Raw genomic sequence first — 16,111 nt, 5'->3', positions numbered from 1 at the left:
TATTTTCTCTCCTTTTATTTTACTTGATCTCTTTTTTCTAATGTCATACTCCACGCAGTTAAAACAACAGCACCTACTACCATAATTCCACCTACCCAAGCCGTATGAATTAATCCTAACGAGTTCGTTACAATACCGCCCAAGTAAGCACCAAGAGCAATTCCTGCGTTAAATGCTGCAATGTTAATCGCCGATGCTACATCAACAGCGCTAGGTACAAACCTCTCAGCTAATATAACAACATACACTTGTAGCCCTGGAACATTCATAAATGCGAATAGTCCCATGAAAATAATTGTGATGAATCCAGCGACTTTAAATGGCGCTGTAAATGTTAAAACAAATAATATAATCGCTTGAATAAAGAACATGTAAAATAACGCTCGAATCGGATTATGATTTGATAATTTTCCCCCGACCATATTCCCAATCGCAATTGCAATTCCGTATACTAACAAAATAATTGTAACGGTACTTGCTTTAAATCCTGTTACTTCTTGTAATAACGGAGATAAATACGTAAATGTTACGAACGTTCCCCCGTATCCTAATGCAGTAATAATAAATACAAGTAACAGTCTTCCATTCGTAATCAGCTTAAATTGATCGCGAAATGATACAGACGTACCTTTTTTTAAATTAGAAGGAATTAGCATACTATTGGCGATTAAAGCAACGATTCCAATGGCCACAATAACAATAAACGAGGCCCTCCAGCCAAATTGTTGACCGATAAATGTTCCAATTGGTACACCTGTAATAGTCGCAACAGTTAAACCAGTAAACATAAATGCTATTGCACTTGCACGTTTATTCTCAGGTACAAGCGCAGCCGCAATTGTAGATCCAATTGACATAAAAATACCATGCGCAAATGCAGATACAACCCTCGCAATAAGTAACACAGTAAAACTTGTTGCTACCGCCGCAATTCCATTACCAATAATGAAAATAATCATAATCCACATTAATAACGTCTTTCGCGACATACTAGCTGTTAATGACGTTAATACTGGAGCACCAAACGCTACTCCTAATGCATATAAAGAAACAGTTAACCCCGCTGTTGTAACAGAAACATGTAAATCCTCTGAGATAGATGGTAATAAGCCGACACTAATAAATTCAGTTGTACCAATTCCAAACGCACTAATTGCTAGTGCTAATAAAGCAAACATACTTCTCCGATTCGTCTGCATAACCGAAGAAGATACTGTATATGAATTCAATTGAACTCCTCCTTAATGCGAGAAATCCAATCATAATAGTATGATAAAAAGGCCTTTTTATCTTCTACAAAAATAACTTTACTGTTGATATACGCTATTATGAATGGCTTTACTCTTTTTTTGAAGAACGCACTTAAAAGTACGATAGGTACCTAAAAGTAACATAGGCACTTTTTAGTACCGTACTACTCATTTCCCTCTTACGTATGCTATTATGGAACATATTCAACATGATAAAAAGTACGTACTTTAAAGTGCTATAGGCACTTTTTAGTAACATTTAATTATTTAGCTTCTTTTGTTGGAGAACTTAAATCTACATTCATCAAAGGAGATTTTTATATGAAGAAATATAATATTCCCGTTGAAGCGACTTTAGAGGTTATCGGTGGAAAATGGAAGGTTGTTATCCTTTGTCATCTAACGAAAGGCACAAAAAGAACGAGTGAACTAAAACGTTTAATGCCTGGGATTACACAAAAAATGTTAACTCAGCAATTACGTGAATTAGAAGACGATGGGGTTATTCAAAGAAAGGTATACAATCAAGTACCACCAAAAGTAGAATATTCACTTACAGAATACGGTTGGTCTTTAGAGTCCATTCTTGATTCTCTTTGTACTTGGGGCGAATGCCATCTTGAAAAAAGCGGTAACACATCGATGCTAATTGTAGAAGGTGAATAATAGGAAAAAGGAAAAAACGAACATGAATTTGTTCATTTTTTCCTTTTTTTCTTTATATGTATATACATTTCTAACTGGAACAAAATATTTTATACGCTTTCATACCTTGTCAGCACTACGTTATACACTCAATATCAAATAATTAGGAATCATTTTTATGTTAACATAGGTGTATATAGTATATAATATAGGATATATATTATATACACTTTCCGGTAACGGAGCTTTTCCATTATGCGGACAAGCCATGTATCGGACAGTTCATAAATAATAAGTAAGACGTTATGGTTTTAGATTTATGTTTGCAGCTTACTTGCTGTCATAAATTTAAAGGCATTTTATTGTGTTTTGTGAAACTTTGTATAAAGTTTCGTAAACGTTTACTATCTTACTTATAAAAAATAAGAGTATTGCTATCGTAAAGGAGAATTGGAGATGCCAGAAACTATGACTCAAACAAAGCCAGAACAAGAAACTGTACAAATTTCTGCTAGCCAAGGACAACTTGATGTACTTGATCAGTTGTTAAAACCTGAGGTACAAGAATCATTAACAACACTAGTAGAACAGCTTCCAAAATTAACTGAGCTTGTTAACATTTTAACTAAGTCTTATGACTTCGCTCAAACTGTTGCTACTGATGAAGTATTAAAAAGCGACACTGTTGGTGCAATTACAGAGCTTGTAGAACCTGTAAAAGATACAGTGAAAAGCATGGCTGCAACTGCAATCGAAGCGAAAGATCGTGCTGAAGAAAGCAACGAAGTTATCGGCCTATTCGGCCTGTTAAAATTACTAAAAGATCCACAAGCACAAAAAATGTTCCGCTTTGTGAACGCATATCTTCAAATTAGTGCAGAACGTAACAATAAATAATTTAACTTATAACAACAATTAGTAAAGACGGGGGATATCATACTATGTCAAAACAAATTGTCATCTTAGGCGCTGGTTATGGCGGTCTTCTTGCCGCTTTAAACGTACGTAAATATTACAGCAAATCAGAAGCACAAGTTACAGTGATTAACCAATACCCAACACACCAAATCATCACTGAACTACACCGCCTTGCAGCTGGTAACGTGTCTGAGCAAGCAGTTGCAATGCCACTTACAAAGCTTTTCAAAGGGAAAGACATCGATCTTAAAATCGCAACAGTTGAGTCATTCTCAGTTGATAGCAAAGAAATCAAACTAGCTGGTGGCACTACTTTATCTTACGATGCACTTGTAGTTGCTTTAGGAAGTAAAACTGCTTACTTCGGTATTCCAGGACTAGAAGAAAACAGCATGGTATTAAAATCGGCTGCTGATGCAAACAAAATCTACAAACACGTTGAAGACCGTATTCGTGAATACGCGAAAACGAAAAACGAAGCTGATGCTACAATCGTAATCGGTGGTGGCGGATTAACTGGCGTTGAGCTAGTTGGTGAGCTTGCTGACATTATGCCTAAACTTGCAAAAAGCCACGGCGTAAATCCAAAAGAAGTGAAACTTCTTCTTGTTGAAGCAGGTCCAAAAATCCTTCCAGTATTACCAGACCACTTAATCGAACGTGCAACTACTAGCCTAGAAGCACGCGGTGTTACATTCTTAACTGGTCTTCCTGTAACAAACGTTGCTGGCAATGAAATCGACTTAAAAGACGGTCAAAAACTTGTTGCTAACACATTCGTTTGGACAGGCGGCGTACAAGGTAACCCATTAATCGGTGAATCAGGTCTTGAAGTTAACCGTGGACGTGCAACAGTTGATGCATACCTACAATCTACTTCTCACAAAGACGTATTCGTTGCTGGAGACAGCGCTGTTGTCTTCGCTCCAGACGGACGTCCATACCCACCAACTGCACAAATCGCTTGGCAAATGGGTGAGTTAATTGGATACAACTTATACGCAGCACTAGAAGGCAAAGCATTGGAAGAGTTCGCACCTGTAAACTCTGGAACACTTGCTAGTCTAGGACGTAAAGATGCGGTTGCTACAATTGGAGCAAGTAATACTCCACTTAAAGGCTTACCAGCATCATTAATGAAAGAAGCAAGTAACGTTCGTTACTTATCACACATTAAAGGTCTATTCAGCTTAGCTTACTAATCTGAATATAAGCCCGAATCATGCCCTGCATGGTTCGGGCTATTTTTTATCCGTAATTTTCTCTAACTTATTTATTCGTCAAAAAAATTATATACCCTTTAAATTTATCTAAATATACTGACTTTTTATAATGAAAGCTGTCCCGTTCGGAACAGTTCTTATTGTCGCTTTTTGTCGGTAAATCGATATATTGGGAAAATCGCTGATATATTCGGATTTGCGCTGATATATTTCGAAAATCGCCGATATAATTTGAGTTACGGTCGATATATTCGAAAAATCGCCGATATATTTTCCAGCCTTACTTATTATCCTAATTTCACAAGACTGTAGTTCTTCTTCCCTTTACGAATAATAATAAATCTTCCATCAAATGAATTTTCTACAGTAACATCTGTACCCACATCTGTTACTTTCTCACCATTCATAGAAATCGCACCATTATTAATGTCCTCGCGTGCTTGTCGTCTAGATGGTTCAATCCCTAAATCGACTAGCCACTCTACGATGTTTTTCGTCTCTTTTGAAGACTGGAATGTTGGCATTTCTTTAAAGCCTTGTTCAATTTCATCAGCTGTTAACGATTTAATATCTCCGCTAAATAACGCTGCTGTAATTTTCTCAGCTTGCAGGAACGCCTCTTCTCCATGAACAAATTTCGTCATTTCTTCCGCTAACACTTTTTGCGCTTCACGTTTATGAGGCTCTGTTTCTACCTTCGTTGCTAATTCATCAATACGCTCTTTCGTTAAGAACGTAAAGTATTTCAAGTATTTAATTACGTCACGGTCATCTGTATTTACCCAGAACTGGTAAAATTCAAACGGTGTCGTTTTTTCAGGATCAAGCCAAACCGCACCACCCGCTGATTTACCAAACTTCGTACCGTCCGATTTTAATAATAACGGAATCGTTAATCCGAATACTTTCGCCTCATGACCTTCTAACTTACGAATTAAATCTAAACCACTCGTAATATTTCCCCATTGGTCACTGCCACCAATTTGAAGTTGAACATCCTCTTTCGTGTATAAATGGTGGAAGTCCATCGCTTGCAAAATTTGGTACGTGAATTCTGTGAAAGAAATACCTGTATCTAAACGGCTTGCTACAATATCCTTCGCTAACATGCTATTGATGCTAAAGTTTTTCCCGTAATCACGTAAAAACTCAATAATATTTATTTCATGTGTCCAATCATAGTTATTTACCATCTTCACTTCGCTATTTCCACCAAAATCAAATAGCTTTTTCATTTGTGCTGTTAACGCATCTACATTATGCTGAACCACTTCTAACGTTTGAAGCTGACGCTCTGATTGTCGTCCACTCGGATCACCAATTGTTCCTGTTGCCCCGCCAATTAAAATAACAGGATGATGGCCAGCTAATTGGAATCTCTTCATCATCATAAACGGAATCAAATGTCCGATATGCATACTATCACCAGTTGGATCAACTCCGCAGTATAGTGAAATCTTTTTCTCTTCTACTAGCTTACGTAAGCCTTCTTCGTCAGTCTGCTGATTAACGGCGCCGCGCCATTCTAATTCATCAATAATATTCATCTTTTGTCATCCCCTTTATTTTTTAAAAACAAAAAAGCCCCTATGTCTACGATAGACATAGGGACGATTATTCACCGTGTTACCACCCAGTTTGCATAAATAGCATAGCTACTCATACCACTCTTAGCAATAATATCGATTGCTAGTCCGCTTAGCATTACCTAAGATACTCCAGAGTGTAATTCGCAAGTTTGTTTGTGCTAGGTTCCAGCAACCCCTAGCTCTCTCGTTAACAGTGACAAACTGCTACTGGGCTCTTTCAACGTATGTTACTTGTTAAATTATTAGCCATTATATTGAATTGAAAACAAATTGTCAACAATACCCAAATGTTATTTTAAAATAATTCATATCTTCATACGTATTTCGTTATTCTTTATCCTCTCCAATAATCCTTACTTCTCGCTCCAACTTCACGCCAAATTTCTCTTCAACTGTCTTTTGTACGAAGTGAATTAAATCGATGTAATCTTGTGCTGTTCCGTTATCAACATTCACCATAAATCCAGCGTGTTTTAAAGAAACTTCTACTCCACCAATTCGCTTACCTTGTAGTCCTGAGTCTTGAATTAACTTACCAGCAAAGTTATTTGGTGGGCGCTTAAATACGCTACCACATGAAGGATATTCTAGAGGCTGTTTTGACTCACGTTTAAACGTTAAATCATCCATTTTGGCTTTAATTTCTTCATGTACACCTTCTTCAAGTTCAAATCTCGCTTCAAGAATAATGTAATGGTTGTTCGCAAATACACTCTTACGATATCCAAATTCAAATGCTTCTTTCGTCAAAGTACGTAGCTCTCCATCACCTGTCATTACGACAGCTTCTGTTAATACAAACGAAATTTCACCGCCGTATGCACCAGCATTCATATATAATGCTCCGCCAACTGAACCTGGAATACCACAAGCAAACTCAAGACCCGTTAAGTTATGGTCTAAGGCAATACGTGATACGTCAATAATTGCTGCACCACACTGTGCTACAATCGTCGTTCCTGTTACAGTAACACCTGTAATATGAATTAAACTTACTGTAATCCCGCGAATTCCACCATCTTTAATAATGACATTCGATCCATTTCCTAAAAACGTAACTGGAATATTATATTCGTTCGCATATTTAATAACTTCTTGAATTTCATCATAATTTGTAGGCGCAACAAAAACATCTGCTTTTCCGCCAACTTTAATATGCGTATGATTCTTTAACATTTCATCTTGTTTAACATGTCCTTCAGGCAATACCGTACTTAAATATTTATAAACCTCTTGCATATTCATTTTACGATTCCTCTATTTCTATATTCATTTTATCCCGTTATACGGGCCCATAATATCCCCACGTACATGAAAAAACCTAAAGTGGTGGATACAGTGTACCCAAAATCAATTCGAGACACCTATAAACCTCTTAATTTATAAGAGGTGCCACTCATATTAAAATATATATTGCATAATAAAGCAACCCAAATGGACTACTAAACTTGACATGTCATCAGAAAGACAACAATTTGTAAAATATATGACTTTTTCAAAACACTATCCCTCAGTATCTTACTATACCACACAAAAAGAAAGTGGTATTTTTTTGTACTTTTTACTTTATTTACATCAATAAAAAAGAGCACATCCCACAGAATGTGCTCTTTCTATACTCTTTATATTACTTTTCGTTCTCTTCTTTTTCTTTATCAAACCATAACAGCTCATCGTTATCAACTTCACCATTATAATTGATTAAAATTTCTTCTCCTGCTTTTATATCTTTATAAGCATAGAAGTTAAATGTATGATTCTCAAAAACGATGTCATACGTTGCATTCGGTGTATATGAATGATTAAATAACATACCATATCCTAAAAGGATTGCCGTATGATTGATTCCATACTCAAATGCGTAATCAGCAAGTAACGTTTTCTCAATATGTTCATGCTGTTCATTCGGATAAGAGATAACTGGTGCTGCGTGTATCAACTCACCCTTTTTAATATCACGAGTTGCAAATACACCTCTATTAAATTCTCCATCACTAAGTTCAGAAGTCTTAACTTCGATCATATGCGTCACCTATATAATTCTTTCTTTGAAGTATTTTATTCCGCTATTTGCGGATAGCTTGATTGGTGAGGGCTAATAATCAGTATGTACTAGTCTCACTTTATCTCCTTAAGCTTGGCAGAAAACGCGCAGAAAAGCAATTAAATTCCTATCAAGTATTCGTTTCAATGAAAAAAGAGCACATCACTCGTGCTCTTTCTAAGCAATATTACTTTTCTAAAATATCTTCTAACAACTTCACTTGCTCGCTAACAGTTTGTAACGTCTTCACTGACGTATCATTTCGATGTTTTTCTTCTTCCACACTCGCTAGCACTTCTTCTGTAGCTGTAGAAGTTTGCTGAATTACGTTAGAAGCATGCGTAACATCCTTTACAATATTCGTCGTTTTAACTTGGAAACTTTCTTGATGAACAACAACCTCTCGCATTACTTTATTAATCGCATCAATAAACTTCCCTAAATCAGTTACATTTGTTAAAACACTTGCTAACATCTCGTTACATTCTTCTTGTACTCTTTCTGACTTCTCTACTTGCACTTCTACCTTACTTGCTTGATTACTAAACTCCTTCAAAATCCCTTGAATTCTTCCCGCAGAACGATTTGATTCTTCAGCAAGCTTTAACACTTCACTCGCTACAATAGCAAAACCTTTTCCATGCTCGCCTGCCCTCGCAGCTTCAATATTTGCATTTAAAGCTAGCAAACTCGTCTGACTTGAAATATTCGTTATTACATCTACAATTTCATTAATTTGTTTCGATTGCATCATTAAATCTCTAAATATAATTCCAGACTGTGAAACAACATCATTTAAACTTCTCATGTTAGTTTCAAAATTTCTTAGAGTATGTACACTACCTTTTGAAATTTCTAAGCTTTCATCCACATGAGCCGATGCAGTTCTTACTTGAGAGATGATTTGCTCAATATTTCCCTCCATATCATTCAATACTTCTACCGAACGATACATCATCTCTGATTGTGATTGCGTACCAACTGCCACCTCTTCAAAGGCAAAATTAATTTCACTCATCGATTCCATCGACGTGTTCATATTTTGTCTTAAATGATTGAAATTACTATCTAGTTTCACAACTGTTTCTTCAATAAGTCTTTGCGTCTCTTCTAACTCCTGAGCTTTTCTCATTACTTCTTGCTTCTCATCACTTAAACGAAGGAGCAGATTAGAACCGATTTTCGTGACGCCCCACATAGCGATTGTTACAATCGCTAACAAACTTGCGAAATTAGCAGCTTCAGATGAGGCTGTATAAGCAAAAAATTGCTCCGGCCAATAGCTACAAAGGATAAATGTGATCACAACAGCTACCCCGCCAATAATTAAAATGAGGCGCTCGCTTAAATAAATAAGTGAAACAGCTAATGTAAAATAGACCATTTGAAATACAGCCGGGCTTTCATTAAAAGCTTGTACCATAATGTAAGACATTGTAAGCAACATAAATGTCATGATATATTTATACGCTGATTCCATACTTTTTATAAAAGTAAAAAGCGTTCCAAATGCAACGACAGAAATACCACAAATCCAAAATGCTATGGCTCTCTCTGTAAAAATATATCCATAATACCCAATTGCGATTATCCCAAGGAAGAAACTACAAATCGTTATAAACAGTAATAAATGATTTTTCTGTGATTCTTTCTCAAGGTTAGAAAAACAAGTCCTCTTTAACCACTCCATATGAAGCCCCACCTTCTACTTATACATATCAATTACTTCAGTTTAAATACCGCACTTACTGGGTTATGATCGCTATTTTCAAACTTTAAATCTTTCCCTTGTACATTTACAATCTCTACATTCGGTGAAACGATAAAGCCATCAATAATAGTGACGAAATTTTCACCTTCTACATATTTCTTTACATCATCTCTTACAGTCATAACAGACGGATCTACAGCCCATTTAAAGCCACCGTCTGTAAAGTCCTTCGGTAACTCTACTAACCACTCAGGACGCTCTTTCACGAACTTCGGATCACTTAATTGAGCGTTCGAAACCAATTGATTCCAATCTCCACCCATTATTACGTAATCACCATTTTCATAATGCTTGTTCATATATTCTTTTAAATACTCTACTTGCTGTTTTCTAATTTTCCCGCCTTCATCATAAGCAGACAAATGTAAATTTACGAGTCTAACATGTTTTCCATTATTAACAGGAATTTTATATTCCACAATTGCTCGATCTAAATCAAACAAACGCTTTGGCCAAGGCTCCATTCCAGGCAGCTGGAACCTCTTCGCTTCTTGAACAGTGTATTTAGAAAACGTACTTAATCCAGCCTCCGCATATCCCATTGGATTTGTTATTGGCACTGGAACCCATTTCGTATCGTAGTTCTTGCCAAATGACGAAACATAATCAGGTAATCCTTTTTTCAAAAATTCATGTTCATTTACATCAAATGAACGAAGTGACTTTATATCAACTTCTTGTAATAGTGCAAAATCACTATTCTCATTTTGTAAAAACGAAAGCATATTCTTTAAATTAGTTTCCGTTTGCTCTTTACTACTTGAACCAGATCCCTTTCCACCATCCATAAAGAAATCTTGATCCTTATCTAACCCAGCATATCCAATATTAAATGTTGTAACTTTAAACTCATTTCCAGTCGCTAATACGCGCTCCTTATTATTCTCTACCTTCAAGCTTATAACATCAGCAGGCTGTTCTTTAGTAAGTGTCATATAAGCTAGAAATCCTCCTACAATGCCCGCTACTACTAAAACACATGTAAATACGATTTTTAAAAATTTCTTCAAATAAATGACTCCTTTTCACGCAAATTTATTTTTCTTTATTTTCAGTCAAATAAAACAAAACGACACACATAAGAAACATTTTATCATAATTAAAACCGTATATCACTATATTTAGTTGATAAGTAATCGATCCCATTTTAATTACTTAAAAAGCCTTCAGACATCAAAAAAAGAAAAGTTACACCCTCCTCCTCACTGGAAATTAAACGGTATATTTAGTACACTATATGTAATAATCATAGGCGATGGAGTTCGCCATAAACGCTGCTTAGCTAATGACTCCTACCAGTATGGATACTGGTAGGAGTCTATTTTTTTGAGCAAGCTATTTAAAGAGGTGAGAAAATTGATTTATATTATCGTTGGCATTGCTGGTATATTAGGAGCTCTTTCTCGTTATTATTTAGGTCTTAATATCAACACATTTTGGCATCATTCATTTCCATTGGCAACATTACTCATTAACTTAATCGGTTGCTTTTTCTTAGCGTGGCTAACTACTTATATCGCTCGGCTAAACATCTTACCTTCAGAGGTTATCACAGGCATCGGAACTGGATTCATCGGTTCCTTTACGACTTTTTCAACATTTAGTGTAGAAACTGTGCAATTGATCAATCATTCTGAGTGGAGCATAGCCTTCTTATATGTATCATGCAGCATACTTGGTGGCCTCATTATGTCTGGCCTTGGCTATACACTTGGAGATTTCTTAATTAAGAAATCTCTTACAGAAGGTGATTACTCATGATAGAAGCTTTATTAGTCGCAACAGGAGGATTTTTCGGTGCGATTACACGATTTGCAATTAGCAATTGGTTTAAGAAAAGAAATAAAACACAATTTCCAATTGCTACATTCCTTATTAATATAACAGGGGCATTTTTACTTGGGTATATAATTGGCAACGGAGTCACTACAGGCTGGCAACTATTATTAGGTACTGGATTTATGGGCGCATTCACTACATTTTCTACGTTTAAATTAGAATCTGTTCAGCTTCTCAATCGTAAAAAACTATACATCTTCCTTTTATATTTAAGTGCTACTTACATAATTGGTATCGCCTTTGCCTTCCTTGGAATGAAGTTAGGCGGAATATAAAAAAGCGACTCTATTGAGTCGCTTTCTTTCATAAGAAATATGTCCCGCCATATGGAATGGAAAATAAACCAGCTGGATGTACATCGTAATGTATAATTTGCATCGGAAGTTGTGAATACGGCATATACTGAATTTGCATCATTTGTGCAAAATATGCTTGTTGCTGCATTTGAATAGCTTGATTCACAGCATGAATTGTCCCTTGTGCCCCAGCCAGCGTAATAGCAGCTCCTACTTGTCTACCATTATAAAAATAATGATTCATCATGATTCATCTCACTTATTCTTTTTCTTCCATATGGTATGTTTCTATTTCATAGTGAGTGTTTTGTCCCTATCTATTGCCCTTTTTCAGCTTTGAAGTAATAAATCCAAATAGCAATATACCAATACCACTAAGGAACAATATATAACTTATCGGTACTAGGAAAAAGAAAGGTTCTTCAAGAAATCCATCCGCTCCTACTTTACTGTTTGAAGCATGTATCGTTAAAGAAATAATCGCTAAAATCATGAAAGAAATAGCTACTACGTATTTATTTTTCATTTCACATTCTCCTCTACTTATGTAATTCCCCTTAGATTCTTACCATCATATTATCTAAAAAAGAATTAACAGTCAATAATTATTTATTGTTAAACAATAAATAATTATTGACTAAACAAACAACAAAAAGGTTTGCAAAGCATCTTAAATCACTTCGCAAACCTTCTAAATTATAAATATTTACACTTCAAACCTCTTGCTTAATACAATATACATTGCGCAAAATAGCACGAATATCCCAGCATAAATTAACAAAATCTCTACACTAAACATATCCGACAACGGACCAAATATTATCATTCCTAAAGGAAGCGCGCATGAATTCGCAATTTGTACAAGGCTAAACATCCGTCCGTGCATTGATGGTTCTACTTTCTCCTGCAATAACACAGTAACTGGTGTATTGAAGCACGGCATTGTTATACCAATTAAAAAATTAAAGACTAAATACATAATAAATATCGGTGCTATTCCGAGTCCAATCATAAGCAGTCCATATAATGCACAAGCTAGCGCTGTTGTATGCATACGATTACGAAAACCACCCCACGCTGCAATCAATACGCCACCAGCTGCCGCACCCGCACTAAAGGTCATCTCACTAGCAGTAAGTCTCCACATTTCGGCCCCGAAAGAACGAGTTACCATTAAAGGTGTTAAAAAAGCAGCTGGACTTATTAAAATCATGACGATAATCAATAAAACGATTAGCCTTTTAATAAATACATTTTCTTTTAAATAAGTGAACCCTTCTTTAATTCCTTGTAGATTAGATTTTTGCTTACTTTCTACATTCACATGTCCTTCCACATGAATGACAAACATAATACTAATTCCAATCATAGCTGTAATAACATCAATAAAAAATGTTGTTTCAATGCTGGCAATAGAAAGAATCGCAGCACTTGCTGCTGGAGAAAGAAACATAATTAAAGATGTAATACTGCTATTTATTCCATTTACTTTCATAAGATACTCTTTCGGAACGATTTGCGGAATTAATGCATTCACAGCTGGCGTTTGTACTCCTGTTCCAGCTGAACGAATGAGTAACACAATAAAAAGTAACCAAATACTTTTATATCCTGTTAAAAATAAAATTGCTAAGACTAACGTCGCAATCGCTATAATTCCATCCGATAACATAATCATCTTTTTACGGTCATAACGATCAATCCAAACACCTGCAAACAAAGATATCGCAATTTGTGGTAGAAAACCGCAAACAGTTGAAATAGTCAACATCACTCCTGATGATGTTGTAAGGGTGATATACCATATAATCGCGTATTGCACGAGAGAGGAACCGAACAACGAAATAGTTTGAGCGGTCAAAAATAATATAATTTTCGTTTTCCAATTGTTTTCACTCATATGTTTCACACCCCCTTAACTAATCCCGTCTCTATATGAAAGATGCTATCTGCCCAATCAAGATAAAAACTTGCTTCGTGAGATACGAGTATAATGCTGCCCTTAAACTTAATTAACGCCTTTTGCAAAGCTTCCTTCGCTTCTGCATCCAAATGATTTGTCGGCTCATCTAAAATTAAGAAGTTACAAGGTGATAGTAATAATCCACACAGTTTCACCTTCGATTGTTCACCACCACTTAACGTACGAATTTCTTGCGAAACGTGCGTATCCTTCACTCCACACGCAGCTAAATGATGGCGTATTTCCTTCATATTCAGTTTAGGAAACTGTTCTGAAATAATTTGAAGCGGCGTTAAAGAATCATTGCTCCAATTTAAATCTTGCTCATAATATCCAATCTTTATTTGCTCTGAAAAGTGAAACTCTCCAGAAATACTAGCAATATTTCCAACGATTGTTTTTAATAAAGTAGATTTCCCTACTCCATTGAAACCTGTAATGACAAGTTTTTGCCCACCCATTACTGAAAAATTCAACTTTGGTAAGAGAGCGAAGTCGTAACCAACTTCAAGATTATTTACTTCAAGAACTGTCTGAACTGAAATGGGAAGTTCCTGAAAATGAATAGACGGTTTATGAGTAAAACTTGGTGGCGCAATTCTTTCCATACGCTGTAATTGTTTTCTACGACCTTGCGCTATTTTTGAATTCACCCCAGCAATATTTCTACGAATATACTCTTCCGTTTTTTCAATTTTCTTTTGCTGTGCATAATATTGGCGAATATAATCTTTTCGCAAATGCTCCTTTTGTCTTACAAAATCTGAGTATTTGCCGTAATACTTCTTAACTGTTCCGAACTCTACATCACATATGCAAGAAGTTACCTTTTCCAGAAAATCAAAATCATGTGATACGACAATAAACGCTCCTTCAAAATTCATTAAATAATTAGCAAGCCACTCCACATGCTCCTTATCGAGAAAATTCGTCGGTTCATCTAGCAATAAAATATTAGGCTCTTCTAATAAGAGCTTCGCTAAAATTACCTTTGCACGCTGCCCTCCGCTTAATTCACCAATCACACGATTCATCCCAATCACATCAATACCTAAACCGGCTGCCACCTTATTCGTAATACTATCTACTGAATAAAAATCACGAGCCTCGAGCAGTCCTTGAATTTCTGCCGCTTTCAATAGTTGATTTTCATCTCCAGTCATCGCACTTTCTTCATATAACTTGTTCATTCTCTTTTCCATTGCATACAAATCATAAAAGGCTCTCTTTAAATATTGTGAAATGGTATAAACCTCATCAATTTCTGCGTATTGATCAAGATGTCCAATTTGAATATTAGGTTGCCACTTTATGTCTCCCTTATCAGGAATATTTTCCCCCACCAATATTTTCATTAATGTGCTTTTTCCTGCACCATTCTGTCCAACAATTCCCATATGCTCCCCTTTATGCAAATCAAAAGAAGCATTTTCGTATAATACTTTATCTATAAAACTATGTGATAAACTTTCCACTTTAAGTAAACTCATTTTTATTCCTCTTTTCCTGAAATTAAAAAAAGCAGAGAGATAGCGTCATTCGACACTAGCCCTCTGCTTCGTGGTTTTTCCTATACTACTCCAATTTATAGTAAAGACTCATCGGAATAATATACACAAAGGGCCATAGACAAAGCATTGTCTATGGCCCCTTAATCTATTTTATACACCAGCTGAAAAACCATAACGAAATAAGCATAGATACACTATACTTTTTTAGAAAAGTTATTCAGCCGATGAATATAGGGGATTTATACCCCTTGATTAAGCTCCGTACAACGCTTCACCGTATACATTTGTGCGGAGCAAAGTTTTCTAATGAGTTTTACAAATTTTATATAAAGCATATTATGCACCTTCCTTAATACTTAAAAAGGATTTTAGCATACGGTTTTACGAAGCGTCAACATTACTTCCGAATCTTTCAACTACTTGTTTTCAAAATATTGCTTCTGAAACATACACATTCTTATCGCATTATGATAGTTACCATCAACGAAAAACTCATCGATAAGCTCACCTTCTACCATAAACCCAACTTTTTTATAAACATGTACTGCCTTTTCATTTTCCTTATCCACAACTAAATAAATCTTATGCATATTTAGTACGGAAAAAGCGTAATCCATTGCTAAACGCGTCGCATCCACTGCATAACCATATCCTTGATAATTCGGATCAATAATAATTTGGAATTCTGTTCTACGGTGAATATAATCGATTTCTACTAACTCAACTAATCCAACCATTTCATTGTCTTTCTCAACGATAAATCGGCGTTCGCTTTGATCATGTATATGTTTATCATATAAGTCTTGCAGCTCCACAAATGCCTCATACGGCTCTTCAAACCAATACGACATAATATGCGCATTATTATTCAGTTCGTGTACAAACTTTAAATCTTCTCGTTCTAATGGACGTAACTTCAATTCCTGATTCATTCCTATAACCTCCAAGTAAAAGAAACCTCTTCACTTAATTTCTCAATTTTTTTCGATTTCAAACGCCCTAATTTCATTGTAAACTTTCAAGCAACTTGAAGGTCAAGATGTAAAAAAGTAGTGCTGACTT

General features: G+C 35.7%; 16 protein-coding genes, 1 riboswitch and 1 other annotated feature. Of the genes, 5 read left to right on the top strand and 11 right to left on the bottom strand.

The features are described 5' to 3' along the window. Positions 1-14: 14 nt before the first annotated feature. Positions 15-1,199 (bottom strand): MFS transporter, encoded by a 1,185-nt coding sequence (locus QCI79_RS15740; RefSeq protein ID WP_165495913.1) that lies wholly within the window; start codon positions 1,197-1,199, stop codon positions 15-17. 372 nt (positions 1,200-1,571) lie between these two features. Between QCI79_RS15740 and QCI79_RS15735 the strand changes: the two genes are divergently transcribed. From QCI79_RS15735 to QCI79_RS15725, 3 genes are all read left to right on the top strand, one after another. Continuing rightward, the gene (locus tag QCI79_RS15735) at positions 1,572-1,916 is read left to right on the top strand and encodes a winged helix-turn-helix transcriptional regulator (RefSeq protein ID WP_000760475.1); all 345 of its coding nucleotides are present in this window, start codon (positions 1,572-1,574) and stop codon (positions 1,914-1,916) included. A gap of 435 nt (positions 1,917-2,351) precedes the next feature. After that, complete coding sequence (locus tag QCI79_RS15730) at positions 2,352-2,792, top strand: DUF1641 domain-containing protein (RefSeq protein WP_001115311.1); 441 nt, start codon at positions 2,352-2,354, stop codon at positions 2,790-2,792. A 44-nt stretch (positions 2,793-2,836) separates the two neighbouring features. After that, positions 2,837-4,015 (top strand): NAD(P)/FAD-dependent oxidoreductase, encoded by a 1,179-nt coding sequence (locus tag QCI79_RS15725; RefSeq protein ID WP_000043203.1) that lies wholly within the window; start codon positions 2,837-2,839, stop codon positions 4,013-4,015. A gap of 308 nt (positions 4,016-4,323) precedes the next feature. On the opposite strand, the gene tyrS is transcribed toward QCI79_RS15725, so the two are convergent. The 5 genes from tyrS to QCI79_RS15700 all read right to left on the bottom strand — a co-directional run bounded on the left by tyrS (position 4,324) and on the right by QCI79_RS15700 (position 10,450). Then, positions 4,324-5,583, bottom strand: coding sequence for a tyrosine--tRNA ligase (tyrS, locus tag QCI79_RS15720; RefSeq protein ID WP_001021098.1), 1,260 nt, complete (start codon positions 5,581-5,583; stop codon positions 4,324-4,326). A gap of 56 nt (positions 5,584-5,639) precedes the next feature. Beyond that, positions 5,640-5,855, bottom strand: a binding site (T-box leader). 97 nt (positions 5,856-5,952) lie between these two features. Then, positions 5,953-6,870 carry a UDP-N-acetylmuramate dehydrogenase gene (murB, locus tag QCI79_RS15715; protein ID WP_001057102.1) on the bottom strand — a complete coding sequence of 306 codons (918 nt, stop codon included), beginning with the start codon at positions 6,868-6,870 and terminating at the stop codon, positions 5,953-5,955. Between the two features lie 382 nt (positions 6,871-7,252). Beyond that, a complete protein-coding gene (locus QCI79_RS15710; RefSeq protein ID WP_000573649.1) occupies positions 7,253-7,648 on the bottom strand; it encodes an SET domain-containing protein in 396 nt (131 codons plus the stop codon). A gap of 208 nt (positions 7,649-7,856) precedes the next feature. Further along, on the bottom strand, positions 7,857-9,359 hold the full coding sequence (locus QCI79_RS15705) for a DUF4077 domain-containing protein (protein ID WP_000455078.1): 1,503 nt from the start codon (positions 9,357-9,359) through the stop codon (positions 7,857-7,859). A 32-nt stretch (positions 9,360-9,391) separates the two neighbouring features. Next, the gene (locus QCI79_RS15700; protein WP_000714051.1) at positions 9,392-10,450 is read right to left on the bottom strand and encodes an endonuclease/exonuclease/phosphatase family protein; all 1,059 of its coding nucleotides are present in this window, start codon (positions 10,448-10,450) and stop codon (positions 9,392-9,394) included. 232 nt (positions 10,451-10,682) lie between these two features. Then, positions 10,683-10,742, top strand: a riboswitch (Fluoride riboswitch). A gap of 54 nt (positions 10,743-10,796) precedes the next feature. On the opposite strand from QCI79_RS15700, the gene crcB (QCI79_RS15695) reads away from it, so the two are divergent. Together crcB (QCI79_RS15695) and crcB (QCI79_RS15690) are read left to right on the top strand one after the other, a co-directional pair. Beyond that, positions 10,797-11,201, top strand: coding sequence for a fluoride efflux transporter CrcB (gene crcB / locus QCI79_RS15695; protein WP_000639312.1), 405 nt, complete (start codon positions 10,797-10,799; stop codon positions 11,199-11,201). Then, positions 11,198-11,554: a fluoride efflux transporter CrcB gene (gene crcB, locus QCI79_RS15690; protein ID WP_000568580.1), complete on the top strand. Its 357-nt coding sequence runs from the start codon at positions 11,198-11,200 to the stop codon at positions 11,552-11,554. The genes crcB (QCI79_RS15695) and crcB (QCI79_RS15690) overlap by 4 nt, the downstream gene beginning before the upstream one ends. A 28-nt stretch (positions 11,555-11,582) precedes the next feature. Here crcB (QCI79_RS15690) and QCI79_RS15685 read toward each other — a convergent pair whose 3' ends face one another. From QCI79_RS15685 to speG, 5 genes are all read right to left on the bottom strand, one after another. Continuing rightward, on the bottom strand, positions 11,583-11,822 hold the full coding sequence (locus QCI79_RS15685) for a DUF3947 family protein (RefSeq protein ID WP_000980954.1): 240 nt from the start codon (positions 11,820-11,822) through the stop codon (positions 11,583-11,585). Between the two features lie 66 nt (positions 11,823-11,888). Beyond that, positions 11,889-12,101 carry a DUF3955 domain-containing protein gene (locus QCI79_RS15680; RefSeq protein WP_000792610.1) on the bottom strand — a complete coding sequence of 71 codons (213 nt, stop codon included), beginning with the start codon at positions 12,099-12,101 and terminating at the stop codon, positions 11,889-11,891. A gap of 180 nt (positions 12,102-12,281) precedes the next feature. Next, positions 12,282-13,475 (bottom strand): MFS transporter, encoded by a 1,194-nt coding sequence (locus QCI79_RS15675; protein ID WP_001293750.1) that lies wholly within the window; start codon positions 13,473-13,475, stop codon positions 12,282-12,284. Between the two features lie 5 nt (positions 13,476-13,480). After that, positions 13,481-15,028, bottom strand: coding sequence for an ABC-F family ATP-binding cassette domain-containing protein (locus QCI79_RS15670; RefSeq protein ID WP_021727828.1), 1,548 nt, complete (start codon positions 15,026-15,028; stop codon positions 13,481-13,483). A gap of 437 nt (positions 15,029-15,465) precedes the next feature. Next, positions 15,466-15,981: a spermidine N1-acetyltransferase gene (gene speG / locus QCI79_RS15665; RefSeq protein WP_001071092.1), complete on the bottom strand. Its 516-nt coding sequence runs from the start codon at positions 15,979-15,981 to the stop codon at positions 15,466-15,468. Between the last annotated feature and the right edge of the window lie 130 nt (positions 15,982-16,111).

The organism is Bacillus cereus group sp. MG1 (genome assembly GCF_040460035.1).
In the GTDB taxonomy this organism is placed as follows: Bacteria; Bacillota; Bacilli; order Bacillales; family Bacillaceae_G; genus Bacillus_A; species Bacillus_A cereus.
Note: the sequence above shows the minus strand (reverse complement) of the source record. Positions and strands in the feature narration are given on the sequence as shown.